Source organism: Streptomyces angustmyceticus, assembly GCF_040701845.1.
Classification (GTDB): Bacteria; Actinomycetota; Actinomycetes; order Streptomycetales; family Streptomycetaceae; genus Streptomyces; species Streptomyces angustmyceticus_A.
In genome coordinates this window covers 39358-55700 of sequence record NZ_JBFBHQ010000030.1, presented here as the reverse complement: position 1 = coordinate 55700, position 16343 = coordinate 39358, and the positions used below count along the sequence as shown (strand labels likewise).

Sequence of the window (16343 nt, the reverse complement as noted above, 5' to 3'; positions counted from 1 at the left end):
GTCCTTTGGTGGGGCTCTTTCGTGCGTTCAGGGTTCGAGCGGCGGGTTTCCGGCGGCGGCGATGTGCATGGCGTTGGGGTCCCAGCGGTAGGTGCGGGCCTGGTACGAGGTGGTGGAGTCGAGGTGCACGTCGACCTGCACCGCGGTCCGGCCGTCCCGGTAGCGGTGTACGGCGATGACGGGGCAGTGCCGCCACTCGCCGCGAATCCAGATGCGGAGCGCGGGCCGGGACAGGCGGGGCCACGTCTCCACGGTGGGCGGCGGGCCCTCTGCAGGGGCCCAGGGTGGGGCTTCGACGGCCTCGTGGGGCTCGGGTGGGGTCGACACCCCGGCAGTGTCTCAGCCGGACCGTACGGCCCGTGCGATGGCCCAGTCGACAGCGGCACGGACGGCGTACACGGTGAGGATGCCACCGACGGCCACGCCCAGGACCGCGCCGACGATGCTGCTCGTGCGGTCGCTCACCGCTGCTCCTTATGGCACCACGTGCAACGCCGGGCGCTCAGGGCTGGGGCGTACACGTAGTCGTGAAGACCGATTCGGTGGCGCCAGATCCGGCTGTGCTTGTAGAGCCAGAACCACGCCCTGTAGCTGCGCGGCACGGGATCGTTCTCGTCTCCTGACCAGGGGCAGGGGATACCGAGGGCTGTCGTACGGCGCAGGGCCGGCTCTCTCATCACTGCTCCTTGGCGGGCATGTTGAGGGCGGCGAGGAGTTCGCTGCGGGCTGCGGTGCGGCCGCTCATGAACTCCCACTCACGGGCGACAGCCTGGACGCGGTCGATGGCGGCCAGCGCATCGGAGCGCTGGTCAGCAGGTGGCGGGACGGTGGCGCGTGCTTCTTCGGCGTGCCGGGCGAGGAAGCGGCGTGCGCGGTCCTCGGGTATGCCGCGGCCTGCGGCGAGGAGGTCGACGAGGGTCTCGTGCCAGTCGCCGGGTTGGAGTTCGGGGGAAGGGGCCATGCGTCCATGCTGGACGTGATCGCCGGATTCATTGCCCCTACCGGGGTGCGGCCAGGAGGGGCGTCACGGCTGGGTCAGCAGCACCAGGTGCCGGTGAGTGTGGTGGTGGCGAACCCGGGCCCGTAGGCGAGCATGACGCCACGGTCGCCGTCGGAGGGTGGGGTGTCGTGGGTGCGGCGCAGGACGTCGAGGACGGAGGCGCCGCCGAGGTTGCCCACCTGCGCGAGGCTGGCCCAGGAGTGGGTGAGCTGCTCCGCGGTGAGGGCGAGGCCTTGCTGGACGGCGTTGAGGATGGCGGGCCCGCCGGCGTGAATGACGGCGAAGTCGGTGGCGAGGGCGTCGCGCTGCTTGAGCCAGTCGCGGAGGGCGGGCATGACCTGGCCGGGGCCGTTGACGGCCTCACGAGTCGAGTCGAAATGGAAGCCGAGCTCGTCGAGGCGGCCCCAGTAGCTGCTGTCGCGGCTGCCAGGGAGGACGTACTCCCAGGTGTCGTCGATGCGCAGGCCGGGGTGGAGGGGCTCGCCGGTGACGATGCAGGCTGCTGCAGAGTCTCCGAACAGAGCCTTGTAGATCATGCCTTCGATGGTGTCGTCGGCGTGGTGGTAGATCGTCGATATGGCCTCGGCGACGACGACGAGGACGCGGCACCCGGGGCGGGCGGCGACGTGGTCTGTGGCTTTGGAGAGGGCGGTGGCGCCGCCGACGCAGCCGAGGGTCGTCAGCGCGGTGCGCCGCACGTCGGGTCGTAGGCCGAGGGCGTTGATGAGGTGCACGTCCATCTGTGGGACGGCCCAGCTGGTGGAGTGGCTGGTGACGATGGCATCGATGTCGCGCGGTTGGAGGCCGGCGTCCTCGAGGGCTTGCGTGGCTGCCTGTTCGGCGAGGGTGCAGGCGGCGGCCCAGGCTTTCGCGTTGCGGTCGACGAGACCCGTCTGCCCGGAGACTGTGTCGCTGTCGAGGGGATACGCGAGGGCCCGTTGCTGGACGCCGGTGTTGCGGATGACACGCAGCACCACCCCGAGCCGGGGGTGCTCGGGGTGGTGGCGGGTGATGTTGTCGCAGATGTCGTCGGTTGACACCCAGTGTGGGGGGTGGACGACGGCGGGTGGCGTGATGTGAGCAGGCATTGGCTCTCCCCCGGGGGGTTTTGGTGAGGGGTTTACCGTAGGGCTCAAGTGTGGCGGGATTACCCCGGGGGTGCGGCGAAATCCTTACGATGCGGCGCGAAGTGGGGCAGGCGCGGTGGTGGGCATGTCGCCGGGTGTGAAGAAGACGCCCATCACGCGGGCGCCGGCGGAGCCGAGGGGTTCGGCGGCGCAGATCGTCACCCAGCCCGGCCCGTATAGGGGGTGGAGCTGGGGTCGGCGGTCGCCGTCGGGGTGGACGCTGGCGTTGGCGCGCTCTTCGTAGAGGGGGCCGGCGAGCGGGTCGGCGATGACGTCCCGCTCGATTTCGAACAGTGTCCGGTCGCGGCGGAAGCGGGCGCGGGCGGCGCGGAGCTGGGGTAGGACGTAGGGGGCCCAGGCGGTAGCCCAGTCGGTGAGGATGCCGGGCTTGGTGGGGTCGCCGGGTATGCCGCGGGCGGCGGGGGAGAGGAGCATCCACCGCATCATGTTGGTGGGCCGCTCCAGCGCCTCGTAGATCTCGTCGAAGGCCTTGTTGGTGGCGAGGAGGTTCCAGGAGCGGTCGGTGACGTAGGAGACGTGGCCCGTGCAGCCTTGGATGACGTCCCGCCAGATCGCGGGGACCTCGAGGCCGGAGTCCTGGTACAGGGTGAAGGGCGGGGCCTCGCCGCGGGCGTAGTTGCACACGGCAGTCCACTGCTGCTCGTCGAGGTTGAGGGCTAGGGCGTACTCGGCGAGGAGATCGAAGCGGGGGGTTTTGTTGCGGCCGCTGATGATGCCGCGGTAGGTGCCGACGCCTCGGTTGACGAGCATGTCGAGGCGTTCTTGCGGGACGATGTCGGCTTCTTTGCGGGCTCCTTCAAGGAGTGCTTTGAGTGCCGTTGTGTCCATGTGGCGGTATCTCCCCCCTTACCACGCGATTGCTGCGCGTGGCTAGTGCTCTGGTTGTGGTGGTTTTGCACGTGTTCTTTTGTCACTGGCGAACGGTTGAAGGTTCACGGATTCTGTTGGTGTCACCGGGAAAACGGGTGGCAGGCGAGCCTGTTGTGGAGCGGGCCCGCTTGGACTGTCAGCGCCGGCGGTCCGCTCCGGTCATTCGCAGCTGGCCGGGGGCCGGGCCGTCGCGCGGCAGTCGATTTTTGCGTTGCGTGCATATGCCACAGAGCGCTGACGTCAGGTCTAGCAGGGCTTGTTGGTGCTGTCGGTGCTTGGCCGCATGATATTGCTGGCTGTCACCGAACCCTCACCCACCGCCCACTCGGCCGTCACGCTGGTTACGCCCCGTTCGACGCGTCGCGGGCATCACGCCTCCTCGGTGTCGCTGCGGTACATGGGCCAGCCCGGCGCGGAACGCATCCGGTCCTCGTCGATGTCGATGAAGCCCAGCTCCAGCAGGTGCAGCAGCGCCTCGCGGACCGCCCCGTCAACCACATCGGCCAGCGGCATTTCCGTCTTGTACGGTCCTTCGCTTCCGAGGGCCCATCCGGTTGCTGCCCTGGCGCCGATCCGGCGAACGTCAGCGAAAGGACTGCCGGGGGCGGAGTCGACGGGGATGCGGGGAAATGGGTCGAACGTCCGGGTGGGCAGCGGGGGCTTCTCCGGCATCACGCCTCCTCGACGGTGCGGGTGACGACGGTGGTTTCGCGCACAAGCCGGTAGCTGACAGACGGCTGAGCTGCGGCCCTGAAATGCTCCAGCCGCGCGAGGGCCTCGCCCCGGTCGATATAGGGGGTGGTCATGTCCCGCCACGCCTCGGTTCCGGCATGGCCCTGCACGGTCCATGTGGAGGTTCTCATCACGCCTCCTTGGCGCGGTCGAGGATCTGCTGGAGGCCGGCTTCGACGTCGATGACCTCGTGGAGCGCAGCGAGCATCTGGTCGTTGGCGGCGATGAGCTGGTCGAGCACGCCGTCGGTCTCGGCGCGGGCGATGCTGTCCGCGAGGTGCTGGTCGAGCGGGTCCATCACGCCCCCTCCTTGTCGTGGCAGGTGCAGGGGCAGGGCGCGCCGGTGAACTTGTTCGAGAGCCGGCACCGCGCGTGCAGGCGCCGTGCCCAGCCGGTGGCGTCGGGGACGTCGGCCGGTTCGACGCGGAGTGCGGTGTCGCAGGCGGTGGAGAGGTACGGCGGAACGTCGATCGCGGCGAGGATCTCGGCGGGCAGGAGTTCGCTGGTCGAGCCGGGCTCGTTGACGAATCCGGGCGTCAAGTTCGGGCCGGGGCGGTCGGTCACTGCTTCTCCCGTGCGATGTAGTGGGCGTTGAGAGTGCGCTGCACAATGTCCAAGGCTGCGTTCCAGCCCTCCCCATAGGCCACGGCCTGTTCGACGGGATCAGGCTGCTCTGGGGCCAGCCGGGTGCAGTCCTCCTGAACACGTTCGATGGCGGCCTCGGCCTTCTTGGCGCGCTCCAGCATGTAGAGGAGCTGGATGCGCAGCAGAGGTGCGTCGGCGGCTTCAAGGAGCTGCCGTTCCTCCTTGGGGAGCAGGGCGCGCTCGGCTTCGATCCGGGCCACTTCGGCGGCGGGGTCGATGGTCACCGGGACTCCTTGGGTGTCTCGAGAGCGCGGAGCGTGGCGCACGGCCATGCGACGTCGCCGTGGTTGGAGCACAGGTCGCAGTAGTCGGCGTCCCTGTTGTGCTGGTGCAGCGCCCGCACGCGGTCGAGGGCGGAGTTCGCGCCGGTCAGCTCCTGGTCATAGCTGTCTACCTGGTCCCGTGACCTGCGGATGTTCCGCTTGAGGTAGTTAACGGTCCGTTCCAGTTCCTCTTCCCGAGCACGGGCGTTATCGAGGATGCGGGAGCAGGACAGGCAGGACGTTTCCCAGGTGATGGCGTTCCGGTAGTGAAGCAGCTCGTCCAGCTCGGGCTTGAGGGCCGACACGGCGGCGTCGACCAAGCCGCTCTTGAAGGTGTCGCTGCACGGCTCGCCGAAGAACTGCACCATGGCGTCGGCGATGCGCTGCCGCAGGTCGTCGGTCACTGGGCTTCTCCCGTCCGGATCGGCGTGCCGTTGCTGGCGCGCTCGTACACCCGCTGCTGGTTGATGGACATCTTGCGTTCGACCTCCGCCTGAAGGTCGATGCCCGCCATCTCGGCCAGCCCCACCAGGTACAGGGCGATGTCGGCAAGCTCCTCGCCGAAGTCCGGCAGGTTCTTCCGCCAGGCGGTGAACGCCTCGCTCACCTCGGCGGTCAGCAGCCCGAACTCCAGAGCCACATCGTCGGTGTTGAAGCCCTTGGTGAGCTTGTTGTCCCAGGCCGCCGCCTGGATGCTGCGGATCGTTAGGTCGTCAGTCACAGCTGCTCCTCGGAGTGCTGGGTGTGCATGGCGATGGCGTCGGCGACCGTGTAGCCGTTGACCTTGACGTGTGGCGCAGCATCGCGGGCCAGCTTCAGCGCGGTCTCCAGGCCGAAGCGGTGGGCGTTCAGCCATTCGTCACCGCGGTCGTATTCCTTCACTCCCTGGGCCCACGTGCCGTCGGAGCCGAGGCAGGCGTGCTCACCGCGCTGCACGGCCCACCGTCCGGCGCCGCGGTACACGACGTCGATGGCGAAGACGTGGCTGTTGATGTCGTCTTCGGGAAGGCAGGTGACGGTGTAGCGGACGGCCTTCACGGTTGGCACGGGCGTGGCCACCTCACAGTCTCCGGTCAGGGTGCGCAGGGCGTCTGCCCGGTACGCCTCCCGGTCGGTGTCGGTGAGGTCGTCCCAGGCGGGAACGGTGCGTTGGGGGTTGATGTGGGCTGCGCCAGCCAGGCCGCGGGCCAGCTGCTCGACCTGCTCGTCGGTGTCCTGCTCTGGGTGGGTGCTGGTCATAGTCCGCACTTTCCTTGGATGATCTGCGCGGCGTAGTCCCAGTCGAGGCTGTCGTTGCCTGCGCCCCGACGGAGCTCGTCGGCGGCCCAGTCGGTGCCGAACAGGGTGATGCCGTTGCACATGTTGCGCTGGTCGGCGGGGGTGGATGCGTCCCATGTGACGTCGATGGACATGCGGGTGAGTTCCCGCCGGTGGCTGGTGTGGGTCGAGTCGTCGGCGGGGTCGACGGTGGCGGTGGTGGTGTAGTCGGTTGTGTCGTCGGGGCTGCTGGTGTCGGGGGTGGTGCCGCAGGCGGTGAGCGTCAGGCCGGCTATCAGCGCGGCCACGGCGAGTGCGAGGCGTCTGGTCATGGGGCTCCTTAGTGGTCGAGGTGGGCGTGTGCGGCTGCGCGGACGTCTGCGCTGTGGCCGTGGTGGGTGGGGCGGGGGCTGGCGCCGATGAGCCATGCGGCGGCGATGTACGGGCCGTGCTGGGCGGTGATGCGCTGGTGGAGGTTCCATGCCTGGTCGCGGTGCTCGTCTGTGTCGAGCCAGTCGGCGGTGCTCAGTACGGCGGTCATGCGCCGCACCAGTCGCTCCAGGAGGCGGCGTCGGCCGGCAGGCCGTAGGGCGGGTTCGGCGCGTCGTCGAGGTCAAGGACGGGGAGCGCGTCGATCTCGTCGTTGGTGACGGGGCGCAGGGGTACGGCGTCGTAGTCGTCGTCGCGGTGGTCGGTCATGCGGGGCTCCTTGGGGCGGGTGTTCATGCTGGCGTGGTTTGGGTGGGGGTATTGCCCCGGAATGGGGCGGCCCGCGCCCTGGGGGTAGGGACGCGGGCCGCGGTCGGTGGGTGTGGGGGATCAGTGCTCGCCTTCGTCCCGGCTGTCCAGTTCGTCGCTGATCCGGTCGGCGATGTCCAGGAGCGCCTCGTGGACTGCGGGGCGTGCGGCGTGCTCGGGGCGGAGGCAGATGCTGCGCTGTCCGACGAGGTCGGTGGTGGGGGCGGTGAGGTAGGTGGCGCGGGCCATGTCGTCTCCTCGGGGAGTGCGGGCCGGTTTGTGGTGGTTCGGCCGCTCTCGGGGTGGGGCCCGTTTGCGATGAGAACAGCATGACAGATTTCGAGGGTCAACACAACAGGTTCAGTGAAGTGGTTGTCCGTACGGTCCACACCCGGGTGACGGCCACCGCAAGGCCTCGTTGCCCTGGCATGCCGCTCCGACTGCCCGTCACCGTCGCCCTCGCCGAAGCCGCCACCGACCTGCCCTCCGGGCCCGGCTGGGCGTACGAGCCGAAGTTCGACGGGCACCGCGTCATCGTGGCGCGCCCCGCGGAAGGCCGCGCTCGGCTCCAGGCCGGCCGCTCCCACCGCTCGGTGACCACGAGCTTCCCCGACCTCGCCCAGGCCGCCGAGCGACTGCCGCCCGGCACCGTCCTCGACGGGGAGGCCGTCATCTACCAGGAAGGCCACGTCGACTTCACCGCAGTCCAGCAACGAGCCCTGTCGTCACCAATTCGGGCCCGGCTGCTGGCCTCGCAACTGCCCGCCTCGTACGCGGCGTTCGACGCTCTGGCGGTGGAGGGCGAGGACCTGCGGGCGCGGCCGTACAAGGAGCGCCGCGTGCGGCTCCTGGCCGTCCTGGAGCCCCTGGGGCCGCCCCTGCAGGCGGTGCCGTCCACCACGAGCCGGGAGGAGGCCCTGGAGTGGCTGGAGGCCCTGCGCGGGCAGGGCATCGAGGGGATTGTCGCCAAGCGGACCAGCGGCAGGTATCCGGCGGGCCGGCGGGCGTGGGTGAAGGTCCGGCACACGCGGGCGCAGGACGCCCTCGCGGTGGGCTTCACCGGGTCGGCGTCCCGGCCGAAGCGGGCCGTGGTGGACGTGGGTGGCGGCCGGCTACTGCTGTCGACGCCGCTGGACGTCGCCCTGTCGCGTCTGCTGGCGCAGGCCCTCGAGGTGGCGGGCGACGCTGCAGGTGGGGTGGAGTGGCTGCGGGACGGTACGCAGTATCAGGTGCTGCGGCAGGTGATGCCGGTGGAGGTGGAGGTGGGGACGACGCGGCATCGGCATGTCACGGTGCGGCGGTTGCGCCCGGACCTGGGGTGACGGTGGCGGGCCCGTGGATGCGGGTGAGGGCGGTCATGGCCTCGCGTAGGGCTGCCCGTGCGACGGTGAGGCCGACCTCGGTGTTGAGGAGTGCTCGTAGGGCGAGGGAGACGTCTTCGCCTGGGTCGGTGCCGTCGGCGCGGTGGACGACGGCTTGTTCCTCGAGGGAGCGGAGTGCGGCTGCTGCCTGCCGGATCGCCTGGGGGAGCTGGTTCACGGCCAGCTGCAGGCCCTCGGTGACGTCCCGCACCTCCTCGACCGTCCCGAGCTGCGCGGGCTTGGTGGTGGCGGTGACGAGGGCGCGGCATTCGTCCGCGGCCTGGTAGGCGATGAGCGCGGGGTCGCGGTCGATGCGCACGGTGTCCTCCCGGGGTGGGGCGTTTGTCCGGGAGTGTGGCAGCAGGCACTGACAACGGGCTCTGTTCAGGGGATCCGGTTCGGGGCCGGGGTGGGGTCAGGCGACGCCGAGGATGGGGGCGTTGGCGAGGAGCTGCTTGAAGCCGTTCAGGTCGTACGGGGTGAATTGGCCGGCGCGGGAGTCTTGGTAGCCGCCGTTGGGGCTGGTCATGATCGGGGTGCAGCCGGTCGAAGGGTCCTTCACCGCCTCGTACGACGCGATCGTCCCGTCGCTGTTCAGGTCGCTGTTGCAGTGATCGAGGCCCAGGGCGTGCCCCAGCTCATGCACCAGGGCGTTCTTCAGTACGACGGGGCTGATGCTCCAGGTTCCGTCCCAGTACTCGGAGTCGATCCGCACGTAGCCGCCCCACACGGAGTTGTCGGCGGTGTTGTAGCAGGGCAGGCCTTGGGAGTAGCCGGCGGTGCCGAGGGGCCGGTAGGCCTCTGCGTATTGGATGTGGCCGCGGGGCGGGACGGTGTTGTAGTCGGGGGTTTCGATGCCGCCGAAGCTGAGGTTGAGGCCGAGGGCGGTCAGTTGGTTGACGGCGGTGGTGAGGTACGGCACGTACCGGTCTTTGAGGGCCTGCGTGGGGAACGTGATCACGTACTGCTGGGTGGGGGACAGGCAGTAGGTGCGGAACTGTGCGGTGATGCGCCAGCCGGTGCCGGCGAATATGGGGCCCTTGGAGGTGAGGCCGCCGGTGGCGGTGTCGGTGGTCGCGGTCCGCGGTGCGGGGACGGCTTCGGCGGTGGGGGCTGCGGGGCTGGTGGCGGGGAGGCCGCGGGTGTGGGCGGCGGAGAGGTGTGCGGGGAGAGTTGGCATCCGTCCATGCTGGCGGGGATCCGGCCGGGCATTGCCCCTGCCAGACGACGGCCAGCTCACCGGCTACAGGCCGGCGGTGTCCAGCTCGAGACCGAACGGCTCCGGAAGCCGCACCGTCACGCCGTAGGGGTGCGGACCGTCCGCCCGGGTGTAGCCGAGCTCGCCGGGCTCCGAGTACAGAGTCACCGACCGCTCCTGACGGTCGACCAGCAGGTAGAGCGGCGCCCCGTACTCCGCGTACCGGCGCCGCTTCACGACCCGGTCGGTCTCCGCGTTCGACTCGCTCGTGACCTCGACGACGAGGAGAGTGTCCGCGGGCAGCAGTGCCCCCGCGCCCTTCGCGGCCGCGGCCGGCACCACCGCAATGTCCGGCACGTACCAGTTGGAGGACCCCGGCAGGTCCAGGTTCCCGGATCCGGTGACGCAGTCCAGCTCCCTCGCGCGTGCGCGGATCTGGTCGCGGATCGTCTCGGCGGCGGCTTCGTGGTCCCAGGTCGGCGACACCGGCTCGATTACCCCTTCGATGATCTGGGCGCGGTCGCCGCGGATGTGCTGCAGCGCGTATTTGAGGGCGCGTTCGGGGTCGACGCCGTTGCTGTAGTCGGCGGGCGCTTCGCTCACGGGGTCCGTCCTTCGGCTGGCCGCGGGGCGGTGGGGGTACTCACGGCTATTCAACGCCACGGCGGGCCCGTACGGCACGACAACGCCCCGCCCGGCGGAGGGTGCGGGGCGGGGTGCGTCAGAACGCGCTGGACACGGCCCACATCACGAGCAGGTAGGTGCCGCCGCCGACGCCGAGGATGATGCCGAGCCACACCAGCGCCCCCAACGGCCACGGCGCGGGCACCTCGGGCTTGGGCGGTTCGACGGGGCAGCACTTCGAGCAGTGATCGTCGGGCATGGGCAGCATCATCGCGGGGCGCAGGCCAGGCCGGGAGGGCGTGAACGGGGCGCACACGTCCGGCCCGCGCTGGGCTACCGGGAGGCCGGGGAGCGGCCGTCAGTCACCCGTGTGGCCCTTCCGGTACAGCCACGCCGCGTACAGGCGCTTGGCGGCATCGTGCGCCTCGGGGGTGTCGGCCTGGTACCCGTGGGCGACCCCGATCGCGGTTCGCAGCCCCACCAGCTCACCGGCGACGTTCTGAAGGATATTCGGGTTGGTAATGGCGCCGCTGTCGTATCGGGTGCCGCGCCGGTGGTATTCGGCGAGGAGTTCGTTCTGGACGGCGCGGACGTTCGTCGGAAGCTGGCCGCGACCGCGGAGCCTGAGCCACGCCATGCTGGCTGTCGTGCCGGCGGCGTCCACGGCGAGCACGATGCCGCCGAACAGGAGGGCGTCTGCCCACAGTGGGTGCTTGGGGTTTTCGACGAGCAGGCGGAGGGCGATGCCGACGAAGGCGCCGAGGATGAAGGACGCGGTGAACTTGGTGGCGTAGGCGCTGACGGCGTGGGCGCGGTGCCGGTGGTCGCGTGAGGAGGTCATGCCTTCAGCGTGGCCGCGTTTCGGGGAACCGTTGCCCCTGCACGGCCGCGCCCCGGCTGGCGACCGGGGCGTGGTGACGGGTCAGTCGTTGGTCGGCTCGCCCTTCAGGGCCTGCCCGACGGTTGCTTCGCTCAGGCCGGTGGCGCGGGCGAGGGTGGTCTTGGGGACGCCGCGGGCGTGGGCGGCACGGATGGCACGGTTGCGGCGGGCTACGTGCTGCTGCCTCCGGGCGTCACCGGCCACGGTGTGCTGGAGGATGCGGGCCCAGGCGAGGAGGGCGCGTCCTTGCCAGGCGCGGACGGTCAGGGCGAGTGCGCGTGAGCGGGGTGCGGGTGTGGTGGTGCCGGCCAACGGGTCCCCCTGCGGTTTGTCCGGTAGTGCACCACACGGTGACGGGATGCCCGGGGCCCGGCAAGAGCGCGAACTCGCCTACGTTGCCGCTTCTGCGGGAGGGTGTGAAAGCCTCCTCCGTCCGTGCAGGTCATCGGCTTGCACGCGTACGCGGCCCCGTCACGTCTGGGTTGTCTGTGACGGCTTCGCGTAGCGGCTCCGCCGCCCGTCGACGGGCCCTCCACGCCGCGGTCCTACATGCCGGCTCGTCGTAGATGGCGTCCCGCCGGTGCCCATGGCCCGGGATGAACCAGTGCCCGCAGACGGGGCACTGGCGGGAGACGCTGGTCTTGTCGCCGGAGACGAGCGCGCAGCCGATCCGGACGGCCTCGTCGAAGTGCTGGCGGAAGCGGGCGGCCGCGACCCGGCAGGCTGGCCCACAGTAGACCGCGTCCGCTCGGGCGGTGGCCCGCAGCGGCTTGTAGCAGTGCCCGCACCGGCGGGCGTGCCCGGCCATACCTCCACCGTACGCCGGACCCCTGGCGGCGCCTCGGCTGAAGCAGGGGTGCTGGTCAGTGGCTCGCTTTCGCGATGCCCTCCACCAGCTGCCGGACGGCGCCGAGGACGCTGTGACCGAACGCGGTGGGTGCGAGGAGCAGCCCGAGGACGAGGATCACCGTGATGCCGAACATCTGGTCCAGTCGGGTGCGGGGCTCGACGGGCCGGCGGATCCGCCAGATGACGATGGCGACAAGCAGCACGGCCAGGTTGATCGTGAGCATCCAGCGGTCCCCTCCCACGTCCGCCGGGTGGCGGTCTGGGGATGGTGTACCGCTGGTGGGGCCGGGGTGTCTTTCGAACGCCGGGAGGTTGTCGTGAAAACGGCGCCCCGGCCGAAACCAGCACAGCAAGAAGCCCCGGTCAGTGCTTGGCGGCTACCGGGGCTTCCACTTGCTGCGTTGTCCACTTGTCCCGGCGAGGAGAGCCCACCGGATGCCTGGATTCTAGCGGAGAGGCGCGACGGTTACAGGATGTCGCCGAGCGGGGTAGGCCCGATGATGTGGATGGTTTCGGCGACCTTCTGTGCGGCCTGGATGTCGTGGCAGGGCCACTGGTCGCCGTCGCGGTCGCATCGGCCGGCGTCGTCGCTCTCGTGGAGCGTGGCGGTGTCGACGAGCCACTGCATGAGGGTGTCGGTGGCCCAATCCTTTCGTGCGCGCAGTGTCTTCGCGGCGGCCACGATCTCCTCGCGGGCACTGTGCGGCGGTACGTCGGCGGCAGGCAGGGCGTAGATCTCTTCGAGGATGGGTGCGGTGTCGCTCATGCGGTCACGGCCTCTGGTGCGGGCTGGGTGAGCATTCGCACGCCCTCGTAGTCGGTGCGTGGTGCGAGCGTCAGTTGGCCGGGCGGGTCCGGGATGGGCTGGGGTTCGGCGGGCCCATCATCTTCGTGGCGGTACTCGACGCAGTGGTACTGGTCGGCGATGGAGTAGCGGCCGTGTTCGTCGCGGGGGCCGTCGAGCCACTGGATGGGCCGGCGCCCCATGAGGGCGACCATGACGAGGGGGCAGCCGGGGCCGGTTGGGGTCTCGGCGCGCTGGGCCTTGTCGTGGATGCAGCGGCCGCACCAGTTCTCCATCCAGCCGAGCCCCTCGTCGGAGTTGGAGAAGGCGGGTTCGTTTCGGGCTTCGTCGTACAGGGCGTCGCAGCCGCCGAGGGTCATTGGTGCTCCTCTCTTGAGGGTTCATGGTTCCGCGGTCAGCGGGGTTCGTTGCCCCGGCCGCGGGGGAGCGGGTGCCGCGGGTGCGGCGCCGGGGTCATGCGGCGAGGAGTCCACCGGCGGCGTGGGTGAGCCGGTCGGTGGCGGTGATGGCGTCCTCGCGGGCGGTGTTGAGGGTGTCGTGGTCGGTGGCGTTGCGCATCGCGTAGGTGGCGGCCGCCGCGGCCTGGACGGTGGCGGCGAGGCCCGGCAGGAGGACGGTGACACGGACGGCGGGCGCGGTGATCGCGGCCCGGGTGACGTGCGAGTCGGCCCGGAACGCGGCCCAGTCGGCGCCGGAGAGCCGGGCGTCCTCGCGGAGCCACATGGTGCGGCGGTGGTCGGCGAGCGCGGTGACGAGGTCGGTCACGGCGTCCAGCGCGTCCCTGCGGTGCGCGGCGGCCGCGGTGGCGGTGCGTTCGGCGCGTTGTCCGCGCTGCTGAAACCAGGCGGTGACGGAGACGCCGGCCAGGGTGCCGAGGATCGCGATGATGGACTGCCACATGGTGAACCTCCGCGAGTCGAGGTGGTGGGCGGGCCGGCCGCGGGGCGACTCGAAGGTCGCCCCGCGGGCTTATCGACGCCCCGTTAACCGTGCAATGTGCGGGGCGATGAGGGGCGCGGCGTTCAGGGCCAGGAGGAGCTTCTCCATGTCGCCTTTGGTGAGGATGGCGGCGGCGAACAGGGTGATGGTGAGGGCGTGGTGGCCGTGCGGTTCAGGCGCGGCGAAATGGCTGGACATGATCTAGCTCCGGGAAGGTGTGTACGGGACGCTGGGTGCGCCCTGTGCTTCCTTCAGGAGCCAGGGGTGCTGGGCCCCGTCGGTGTTAGCGTCACCGGCGGGGCACTCACAGCATGACACCTTTCGAGGGTCGGCACAACAGGTTCGGTGAAGTGGGGTGGCCCGAAGGCCACCCCACGGGCACCCCGTTGGTCAGGTCTGCGCCATGTCGACGAATCGGCTGTAATGCAGCTGCGACGCGACGGTGATCGTTGCCGTCGGCCCGTTCCGGTGCTTACCGACGATGAGGTCGACTTCCCCGGCGCGCGGGGACTCCGCCTCGTAAGCGTCATCGCGGTGCAGCAAGATGACGATGTCTGCGTCCTGCTCGATCGCACCGGACTCCCGCAGGTCCGAGACCGCCGGCTTCTTGTCGGTGCGCATCTCCGGCCCGCGGTTGAGCTGCGCGAGAGCGATGATCGGCACCTGGAGCTCCTTGGCGAGGAGCTTCAAGCTGCTGCTGATCTCGGAGACTTCCTGCTGCCGGGACTCCGGCCGGTGGCCGCCGAGCTTCATGAGCTGCAAGTAATCGATGACGATGACGCCAATGTCGGGGTGCTTGGCCTTCAGTCGGCGCAGCTTCGCCTGGATCGCGGTGTAGGTGCGCTCGCAGTCGTTGATGTGCAGCTGCGCCCCGTAGATCTTCGGGATGGCCTTGTCCATCTTGGCCATGTCCTCGGTGGTCATCTGCCCGGACCGGATGTGGTGGAGGGCCACGCCGCCTTCCGCGGAGATGAGCCGCATCATCAGCTCGCGGACCGGCATCTCCAAGGAGATGAACGCTCCCGGGACGCCTTGCTTGATGGCGCAGTTGCGGGCGATGTCCATGGCCACGGTGGATTTGCCCATGCCGGGCCGGCCGGCGATGACGATGAGCTGGCCGGGCTGGAGCCCCTGGGTGAGCTCGTCGAAGTCGACGTAGCCGGTGGCCAGTCCGGAGATTCCCTTCCGGTGGCGGGCCTGCTCGATGTAGTCGAGGGCGTCAGCGAGTGCTTCGGCGGGGAGCACGAAGTCGTGGTCGTCGCTGCTGGAGGCGCCCTCGGCGACGGTGGAGATCTCGGCGGCGGCCTGCGCGACCAGCTCGTCGACGGTCCCTTCGCCGCGGAATCCGGCTTGGGTGATGCGGACGCCGGCCTCGGTGAGGCGTCGCAGGACGCCCTTGCGGTGGACGATCTCGGCGTAGTGCCATCCGACGGCCCCGGTCTCGAAGGCCATCGATACTTCGGTCAGGTAGTCGCTGCCCCCGGCCTCTTTGAGCAGGCCGCGCTGCTCCAGCTCGTCGGCGAGCAGCGGCCAGGCGTTGGGCAGGCCCTTGCCGTGGCGCTCGACCATGAGGCTGTGGAGGATCCGGTGCTTGGGCAGGAGGTAGTCCTCCTCGCGGACGGCGCCCTGGCAGTCGATGACGGCTTCGGGGGAGAACATCATGGCGGCGAGGGCGGCTTTCTCCGCGCCGAGGTCGTGCGGGGGAGTGCGGCCGAGGGCGGTGCCGTTGTCCTGGTAGTCGTCGGGCGCGCCCGCGGCCTGGTGCGGCAGTACAGTCATGGTGGATCTCCTGTGGGAGGTCTTGCGGCGCCCGGTCCTGGCAAGGAATCCCGGGCGCCGCGTTGCGTTAGACGGAGGGCTTCTGGAGCCCGTCCAGGAGGCTGGTGATGCTCCGGGTGGACAGGGGGACGGTAGGTGCTTCCTGGGCCTCTGAAGCGTCTTCCTGGGCCCCCGGGGCCGCCTTGCGGGCGGGCAGTGCCACAGCCGCGTACAGCGACAGGTCGGCGATCCGCTTCGGCAGCACCTGGGAGTGCCTGGTGATCCCGTCCGGGTTCTTCGTCAGGTCCCGCTCCAAGAGCCGGCGATCGAGTTCGGACATGCCGCGGATGCTGGGCCAGCCCTGATCCCTCATCGCCTCAAGGAGCTGGGGCGCGCACTTCATTGCTGTGACACGTCCTGCGTTCCACGGCTTCTTCATCATCTGTAGAAAGCGGCTTGCGGCCTGGATGTCCTCTTCGGTGAAGCCGCCCACCTCCTCCTCCCTCTGTGAGGTGTGTTCGTTCCGGGCGGCCCCCTTGAGGGGGTAGGGGGAGGAGGTATCCACCTCCTCCGGGGGGTGTGGGGGGTGAACCCCATTGGAGGCACATGGTGCGACCTGCGTGGATCGGTCATCGGCCACGTGTGGCGAGTCACCACGTCCGGTGATTGGAGGCACGTGGTGCGACCTGCGGTTTGCCTCATCCGCCACATGTGGCGGCCCGCCATGTGTGGTGAATGAGGGCACATGGTGTGACCTGCGGTTTTCTTGATTCGCCGGCCGCACGGGGATGCCGTCTTGCGGGCTGCTGCGCCGCTTGGAGACGGTGTAGTGGATGCCGACCATGCGCCCCCCCTCACCCTGAAGCCGTGCGGCGTTGATGTAGCCGGCCTTGCGGATGAGCCCGAGTTCACGGCGCATTGCGTCCGGGCCCAGAGGCTTGCCGTTGGCGCTCTTCCAGCCGAGGTGCTTGAACCAGTCGACGAGCATGGCGACGTCGAAGGAGGCGTCAGCCGGGAGAAACCAGATGGCCTGGAGCACGCAGACGGTCAGGGGCTGCCACCCGTGCTCGAAGAATGTCTCCTCGGTGATGGTGACGGACGGTGCGAACTCAGGGGCGATACTGAAGGTCTCGTGGATCTCCATGTCGCGACTGTCGGGAACCTCGGTCATGCTGCGACCTCCGCCGTGCGAGGGATCACAGAGAAGCTACGAGGGGTGCTAGTGAGTCTCACGGCCGAGCCGGGTACAGTCATGACGAAGGCACCTTCTTGCAGA

General features: G+C 69.7%; 31 protein-coding genes. 1 reads left to right on the top strand and 30 read right to left on the bottom strand.

The features are described from left to right. Positions 1 to 27: 27 nt before the first annotated feature. From AB0411_RS33890 to AB0411_RS33810, 17 genes are all read right to left on the bottom strand, one after another. The gene (locus AB0411_RS33890; protein ID WP_366421082.1) at positions 28 to 327 is read right to left on the bottom strand and encodes a hypothetical protein; all 300 of its coding nucleotides are present in this window, start codon (positions 325 to 327) and stop codon (positions 28 to 30) included. Between the two features lie 12 nt (positions 328 to 339). Then, positions 340 to 465, bottom strand: a complete 126-nt coding sequence (locus AB0411_RS33885; protein WP_366421081.1) for a hypothetical protein — start codon at positions 463 to 465, stop codon at positions 340 to 342. A 211-nt stretch (positions 466 to 676) separates the two neighbouring features. Then, positions 677 to 961, bottom strand: coding sequence for a hypothetical protein (locus tag AB0411_RS33880; RefSeq protein ID WP_366421080.1), 285 nt, complete (start codon positions 959 to 961; stop codon positions 677 to 679). Positions 962 to 1035: 74 nt separating this feature from the next. Then, positions 1036 to 2088, bottom strand: a complete 1053-nt coding sequence (locus tag AB0411_RS33875; protein ID WP_366421079.1) for a type III polyketide synthase — start codon at positions 2086 to 2088, stop codon at positions 1036 to 1038. 84 nt (positions 2089 to 2172) lie between these two features. Then, positions 2173 to 2976: an MmyB family transcriptional regulator gene (locus AB0411_RS33870; protein WP_366421078.1), complete on the bottom strand. Its 804-nt coding sequence runs from the start codon at positions 2974 to 2976 to the stop codon at positions 2173 to 2175. Positions 2977 to 3387: 411 nt separating this feature from the next. Continuing rightward, positions 3388 to 3690 carry a hypothetical protein gene (locus AB0411_RS33865; RefSeq protein ID WP_366421077.1) on the bottom strand — a complete coding sequence of 101 codons (303 nt, stop codon included), beginning with the start codon at positions 3688 to 3690 and terminating at the stop codon, positions 3388 to 3390. After that, a complete protein-coding gene (locus AB0411_RS33860; protein ID WP_366421076.1) occupies positions 3690 to 3881 on the bottom strand; it encodes a hypothetical protein in 192 nt (63 codons plus the stop codon). The genes AB0411_RS33865 and AB0411_RS33860 overlap by 1 nt, the downstream gene beginning before the upstream one ends. Then, on the bottom strand, positions 3881 to 4048 hold the full coding sequence (locus tag AB0411_RS33855) for a hypothetical protein (protein WP_366421075.1): 168 nt from the start codon (positions 4046 to 4048) through the stop codon (positions 3881 to 3883). Before AB0411_RS33855 ends, AB0411_RS33860 begins: the two co-directional genes overlap by 1 nt. After that, a complete protein-coding gene (locus AB0411_RS33850) occupies positions 4048 to 4314 on the bottom strand; it encodes a hypothetical protein (RefSeq protein ID WP_366421074.1) in 267 nt (88 codons plus the stop codon). Before AB0411_RS33850 ends, AB0411_RS33855 begins: the two co-directional genes overlap by 1 nt. Then, positions 4311 to 4619 carry a hypothetical protein gene (locus AB0411_RS33845; RefSeq protein ID WP_366421073.1) on the bottom strand — a complete coding sequence of 103 codons (309 nt, stop codon included), beginning with the start codon at positions 4617 to 4619 and terminating at the stop codon, positions 4311 to 4313. The genes AB0411_RS33850 and AB0411_RS33845 overlap by 4 nt, the downstream gene beginning before the upstream one ends. Next, the gene (locus tag AB0411_RS33840) at positions 4616 to 5062 is read right to left on the bottom strand and encodes a hypothetical protein (protein ID WP_366421072.1); all 447 of its coding nucleotides are present in this window, start codon (positions 5060 to 5062) and stop codon (positions 4616 to 4618) included. Before AB0411_RS33840 ends, AB0411_RS33845 begins: the two co-directional genes overlap by 4 nt. Then, positions 5059 to 5379: a hypothetical protein gene (locus AB0411_RS33835; RefSeq protein ID WP_366421071.1), complete on the bottom strand. Its 321-nt coding sequence runs from the start codon at positions 5377 to 5379 to the stop codon at positions 5059 to 5061. The genes AB0411_RS33840 and AB0411_RS33835 overlap by 4 nt, the downstream gene beginning before the upstream one ends. Further along, complete coding sequence (locus AB0411_RS33830; protein WP_366421070.1) at positions 5376 to 5897, bottom strand: hypothetical protein; 522 nt, start codon at positions 5895 to 5897, stop codon at positions 5376 to 5378. The genes AB0411_RS33835 and AB0411_RS33830 overlap by 4 nt, the downstream gene beginning before the upstream one ends. Further along, a complete protein-coding gene (locus AB0411_RS33825) occupies positions 5894 to 6247 on the bottom strand; it encodes a hypothetical protein (protein WP_366421069.1) in 354 nt (117 codons plus the stop codon). Before AB0411_RS33825 ends, AB0411_RS33830 begins: the two co-directional genes overlap by 4 nt. Positions 6248 to 6255: 8 nt before the next feature. Then, complete coding sequence (locus AB0411_RS33820; protein WP_366421068.1) at positions 6256 to 6456, bottom strand: hypothetical protein; 201 nt, start codon at positions 6454 to 6456, stop codon at positions 6256 to 6258. Continuing rightward, a complete protein-coding gene (locus tag AB0411_RS33815; protein WP_366421067.1) occupies positions 6453 to 6614 on the bottom strand; it encodes a hypothetical protein in 162 nt (53 codons plus the stop codon). The genes AB0411_RS33820 and AB0411_RS33815 overlap by 4 nt, the downstream gene beginning before the upstream one ends. Positions 6615 to 6734: 120 nt before the next feature. Then, entirely contained in the window at positions 6735 to 6902 is a 168-nt protein-coding gene (locus AB0411_RS33810) for a hypothetical protein (protein WP_366421066.1), read from the bottom strand. A 179-nt stretch (positions 6903 to 7081) separates the two neighbouring features. On the opposite strand from AB0411_RS33810, the gene AB0411_RS33805 reads away from it, so the two are divergent. After that, positions 7082 to 7975 (top strand): ATP-dependent DNA ligase, encoded by an 894-nt coding sequence (locus tag AB0411_RS33805; protein WP_366421065.1) that lies wholly within the window; start codon positions 7082 to 7084, stop codon positions 7973 to 7975. Here the strand turns inward: AB0411_RS33805 and AB0411_RS33800 are convergent. From AB0411_RS33800 to AB0411_RS33740, 13 genes are all read right to left on the bottom strand, one after another. Beyond that, complete coding sequence (locus AB0411_RS33800) at positions 7941 to 8333, bottom strand: hypothetical protein (protein ID WP_366421064.1); 393 nt, start codon at positions 8331 to 8333, stop codon at positions 7941 to 7943. The two genes, AB0411_RS33805 and AB0411_RS33800, sit on opposite strands and share 35 nt — an antisense overlap. A gap of 96 nt (positions 8334 to 8429) precedes the next feature. Further along, positions 8430 to 9194, bottom strand: a complete 765-nt coding sequence (locus tag AB0411_RS33795; RefSeq protein WP_366421063.1) for a hypothetical protein — start codon at positions 9192 to 9194, stop codon at positions 8430 to 8432. A 63-nt stretch (positions 9195 to 9257) separates the two neighbouring features. Further along, on the bottom strand, positions 9258 to 9815 hold the full coding sequence (locus tag AB0411_RS33790) for a Uma2 family endonuclease (RefSeq protein ID WP_366421062.1): 558 nt from the start codon (positions 9813 to 9815) through the stop codon (positions 9258 to 9260). Between the two features lie 118 nt (positions 9816 to 9933). Beyond that, on the bottom strand, positions 9934 to 10095 hold the full coding sequence (locus AB0411_RS33785; protein WP_366421061.1) for a hypothetical protein: 162 nt from the start codon (positions 10093 to 10095) through the stop codon (positions 9934 to 9936). Between the two features lie 99 nt (positions 10096 to 10194). After that, positions 10195 to 10677: a hypothetical protein gene (locus AB0411_RS33780; protein WP_366421060.1), complete on the bottom strand. Its 483-nt coding sequence runs from the start codon at positions 10675 to 10677 to the stop codon at positions 10195 to 10197. A gap of 81 nt (positions 10678 to 10758) precedes the next feature. Next, positions 10759 to 11028, bottom strand: coding sequence for a hypothetical protein (locus AB0411_RS33775; RefSeq protein WP_366421059.1), 270 nt, complete (start codon positions 11026 to 11028; stop codon positions 10759 to 10761). 551 nt (positions 11029 to 11579) lie between these two features. Next, complete coding sequence (locus tag AB0411_RS33770; protein ID WP_366421058.1) at positions 11580 to 11789, bottom strand: hypothetical protein; 210 nt, start codon at positions 11787 to 11789, stop codon at positions 11580 to 11582. Between the two features lie 242 nt (positions 11790 to 12031). Further along, on the bottom strand, positions 12032 to 12331 hold the full coding sequence (locus AB0411_RS33765; protein ID WP_366421057.1) for a hypothetical protein: 300 nt from the start codon (positions 12329 to 12331) through the stop codon (positions 12032 to 12034). After that, positions 12328 to 12729, bottom strand: a complete 402-nt coding sequence (locus tag AB0411_RS33760; protein ID WP_366421056.1) for a hypothetical protein — start codon at positions 12727 to 12729, stop codon at positions 12328 to 12330. Before AB0411_RS33760 ends, AB0411_RS33765 begins: the two co-directional genes overlap by 4 nt. Positions 12730 to 12823: 94 nt before the next feature. Beyond that, positions 12824 to 13270: a protein kilB gene (locus tag AB0411_RS33755; protein ID WP_366421055.1), complete on the bottom strand. Its 447-nt coding sequence runs from the start codon at positions 13268 to 13270 to the stop codon at positions 12824 to 12826. Between the two features lie 69 nt (positions 13271 to 13339). After that, on the bottom strand, positions 13340 to 13507 hold the full coding sequence (locus AB0411_RS33750; protein WP_366421054.1) for a hypothetical protein: 168 nt from the start codon (positions 13505 to 13507) through the stop codon (positions 13340 to 13342). A gap of 192 nt (positions 13508 to 13699) precedes the next feature. Next, the gene (gene dnaB, locus AB0411_RS33745; protein WP_366421053.1) at positions 13700 to 15088 is read right to left on the bottom strand and encodes a replicative DNA helicase; all 1389 of its coding nucleotides are present in this window, start codon (positions 15086 to 15088) and stop codon (positions 13700 to 13702) included. 67 nt (positions 15089 to 15155) lie between these two features. Beyond that, a complete protein-coding gene (locus AB0411_RS33740) occupies positions 15156 to 16238 on the bottom strand; it encodes a hypothetical protein (RefSeq protein ID WP_366421052.1) in 1083 nt (360 codons plus the stop codon). Between the last annotated feature and the right edge of the window lie 105 nt (positions 16239 to 16343).

What these genes read in the sequence shown, in the direction of transcription:
- AB0411_RS33880 (WP_366421080.1), bottom strand. Translation starts at nt 961, where the DNA reads ATGGCCCCTTCCCCCGAACTCCAACCCGGCGACTGGCACGAGACCCTC.
- AB0411_RS33875 (WP_366421079.1), bottom strand. Translation starts at nt 2,088, where the DNA reads ATGCCTGCTCACATCACGCCACCCGCCGTCGTCCACCCCCCACACTGG.
- AB0411_RS33870 (WP_366421078.1), bottom strand. Translation starts at nt 2,976, where the DNA reads ATGGACACAACGGCACTCAAAGCACTCCTTGAAGGAGCCCGCAAAGAA.
- AB0411_RS33865 (WP_366421077.1), bottom strand. Translation starts at nt 3,690, where the DNA reads ATGCCGGAGAAGCCCCCGCTGCCCACCCGGACGTTCGACCCATTTCCC.
- AB0411_RS33860 (WP_366421076.1), bottom strand. Translation starts at nt 3,881, where the DNA reads ATGAGAACCTCCACATGGACCGTGCAGGGCCATGCCGGAACCGAGGCG.
- AB0411_RS33855 (WP_366421075.1), bottom strand. Translation starts at nt 4,048, where the DNA reads ATGGACCCGCTCGACCAGCACCTCGCGGACAGCATCGCCCGCGCCGAG.
- AB0411_RS33830 (WP_366421070.1), bottom strand. Translation starts at nt 5,897, where the DNA reads ATGACCAGCACCCACCCAGAGCAGGACACCGACGAGCAGGTCGAGCAG.
- AB0411_RS33825 (WP_366421069.1), bottom strand. Translation starts at nt 6,247, where the DNA reads ATGACCAGACGCCTCGCACTCGCCGTGGCCGCGCTGATAGCCGGCCTG.
- AB0411_RS33820 (WP_366421068.1), bottom strand. Translation starts at nt 6,456, where the DNA reads ATGACCGCCGTACTGAGCACCGCCGACTGGCTCGACACAGACGAGCAC.
- AB0411_RS33815 (WP_366421067.1), bottom strand. Translation starts at nt 6,614, where the DNA reads ATGACCGACCACCGCGACGACGACTACGACGCCGTACCCCTGCGCCCC.
- AB0411_RS33810 (WP_366421066.1), bottom strand. Translation starts at nt 6,902, where the DNA reads ATGGCCCGCGCCACCTACCTCACCGCCCCCACCACCGACCTCGTCGGA.
- AB0411_RS33805 (WP_366421065.1), top strand. Translation starts at nt 7,082, where the DNA reads ATGCCGCTCCGACTGCCCGTCACCGTCGCCCTCGCCGAAGCCGCCACC.
- AB0411_RS33795 (WP_366421063.1), bottom strand. Translation starts at nt 9,194, where the DNA reads ATGCCAACTCTCCCCGCACACCTCTCCGCCGCCCACACCCGCGGCCTC.
- AB0411_RS33785 (WP_366421061.1), bottom strand. Translation starts at nt 10,095, where the DNA reads ATGCCCGACGATCACTGCTCGAAGTGCTGCCCCGTCGAACCGCCCAAG.
- AB0411_RS33780 (WP_366421060.1), bottom strand. Translation starts at nt 10,677, where the DNA reads ATGACCTCCTCACGCGACCACCGGCACCGCGCCCACGCCGTCAGCGCC.
- AB0411_RS33770 (WP_366421058.1), bottom strand. Translation starts at nt 11,789, where the DNA reads ATGCTCACGATCAACCTGGCCGTGCTGCTTGTCGCCATCGTCATCTGG.
- AB0411_RS33765 (WP_366421057.1), bottom strand. Translation starts at nt 12,331, where the DNA reads ATGAGCGACACCGCACCCATCCTCGAAGAGATCTACGCCCTGCCTGCC.
- AB0411_RS33760 (WP_366421056.1), bottom strand. Translation starts at nt 12,729, where the DNA reads ATGACCCTCGGCGGCTGCGACGCCCTGTACGACGAAGCCCGAAACGAA.
- AB0411_RS33755 (WP_366421055.1), bottom strand. Translation starts at nt 13,270, where the DNA reads ATGTGGCAGTCCATCATCGCGATCCTCGGCACCCTGGCCGGCGTCTCC.
- AB0411_RS33750 (WP_366421054.1), bottom strand. Translation starts at nt 13,507, where the DNA reads ATGTCCAGCCATTTCGCCGCGCCTGAACCGCACGGCCACCACGCCCTC.
- dnaB (WP_366421053.1), bottom strand. Translation starts at nt 15,088, where the DNA reads ATGACTGTACTGCCGCACCAGGCCGCGGGCGCGCCCGACGACTACCAG.
- AB0411_RS33740 (WP_366421052.1), bottom strand. Translation starts at nt 16,238, where the DNA reads ATGACCGAGGTTCCCGACAGTCGCGACATGGAGATCCACGAGACCTTC.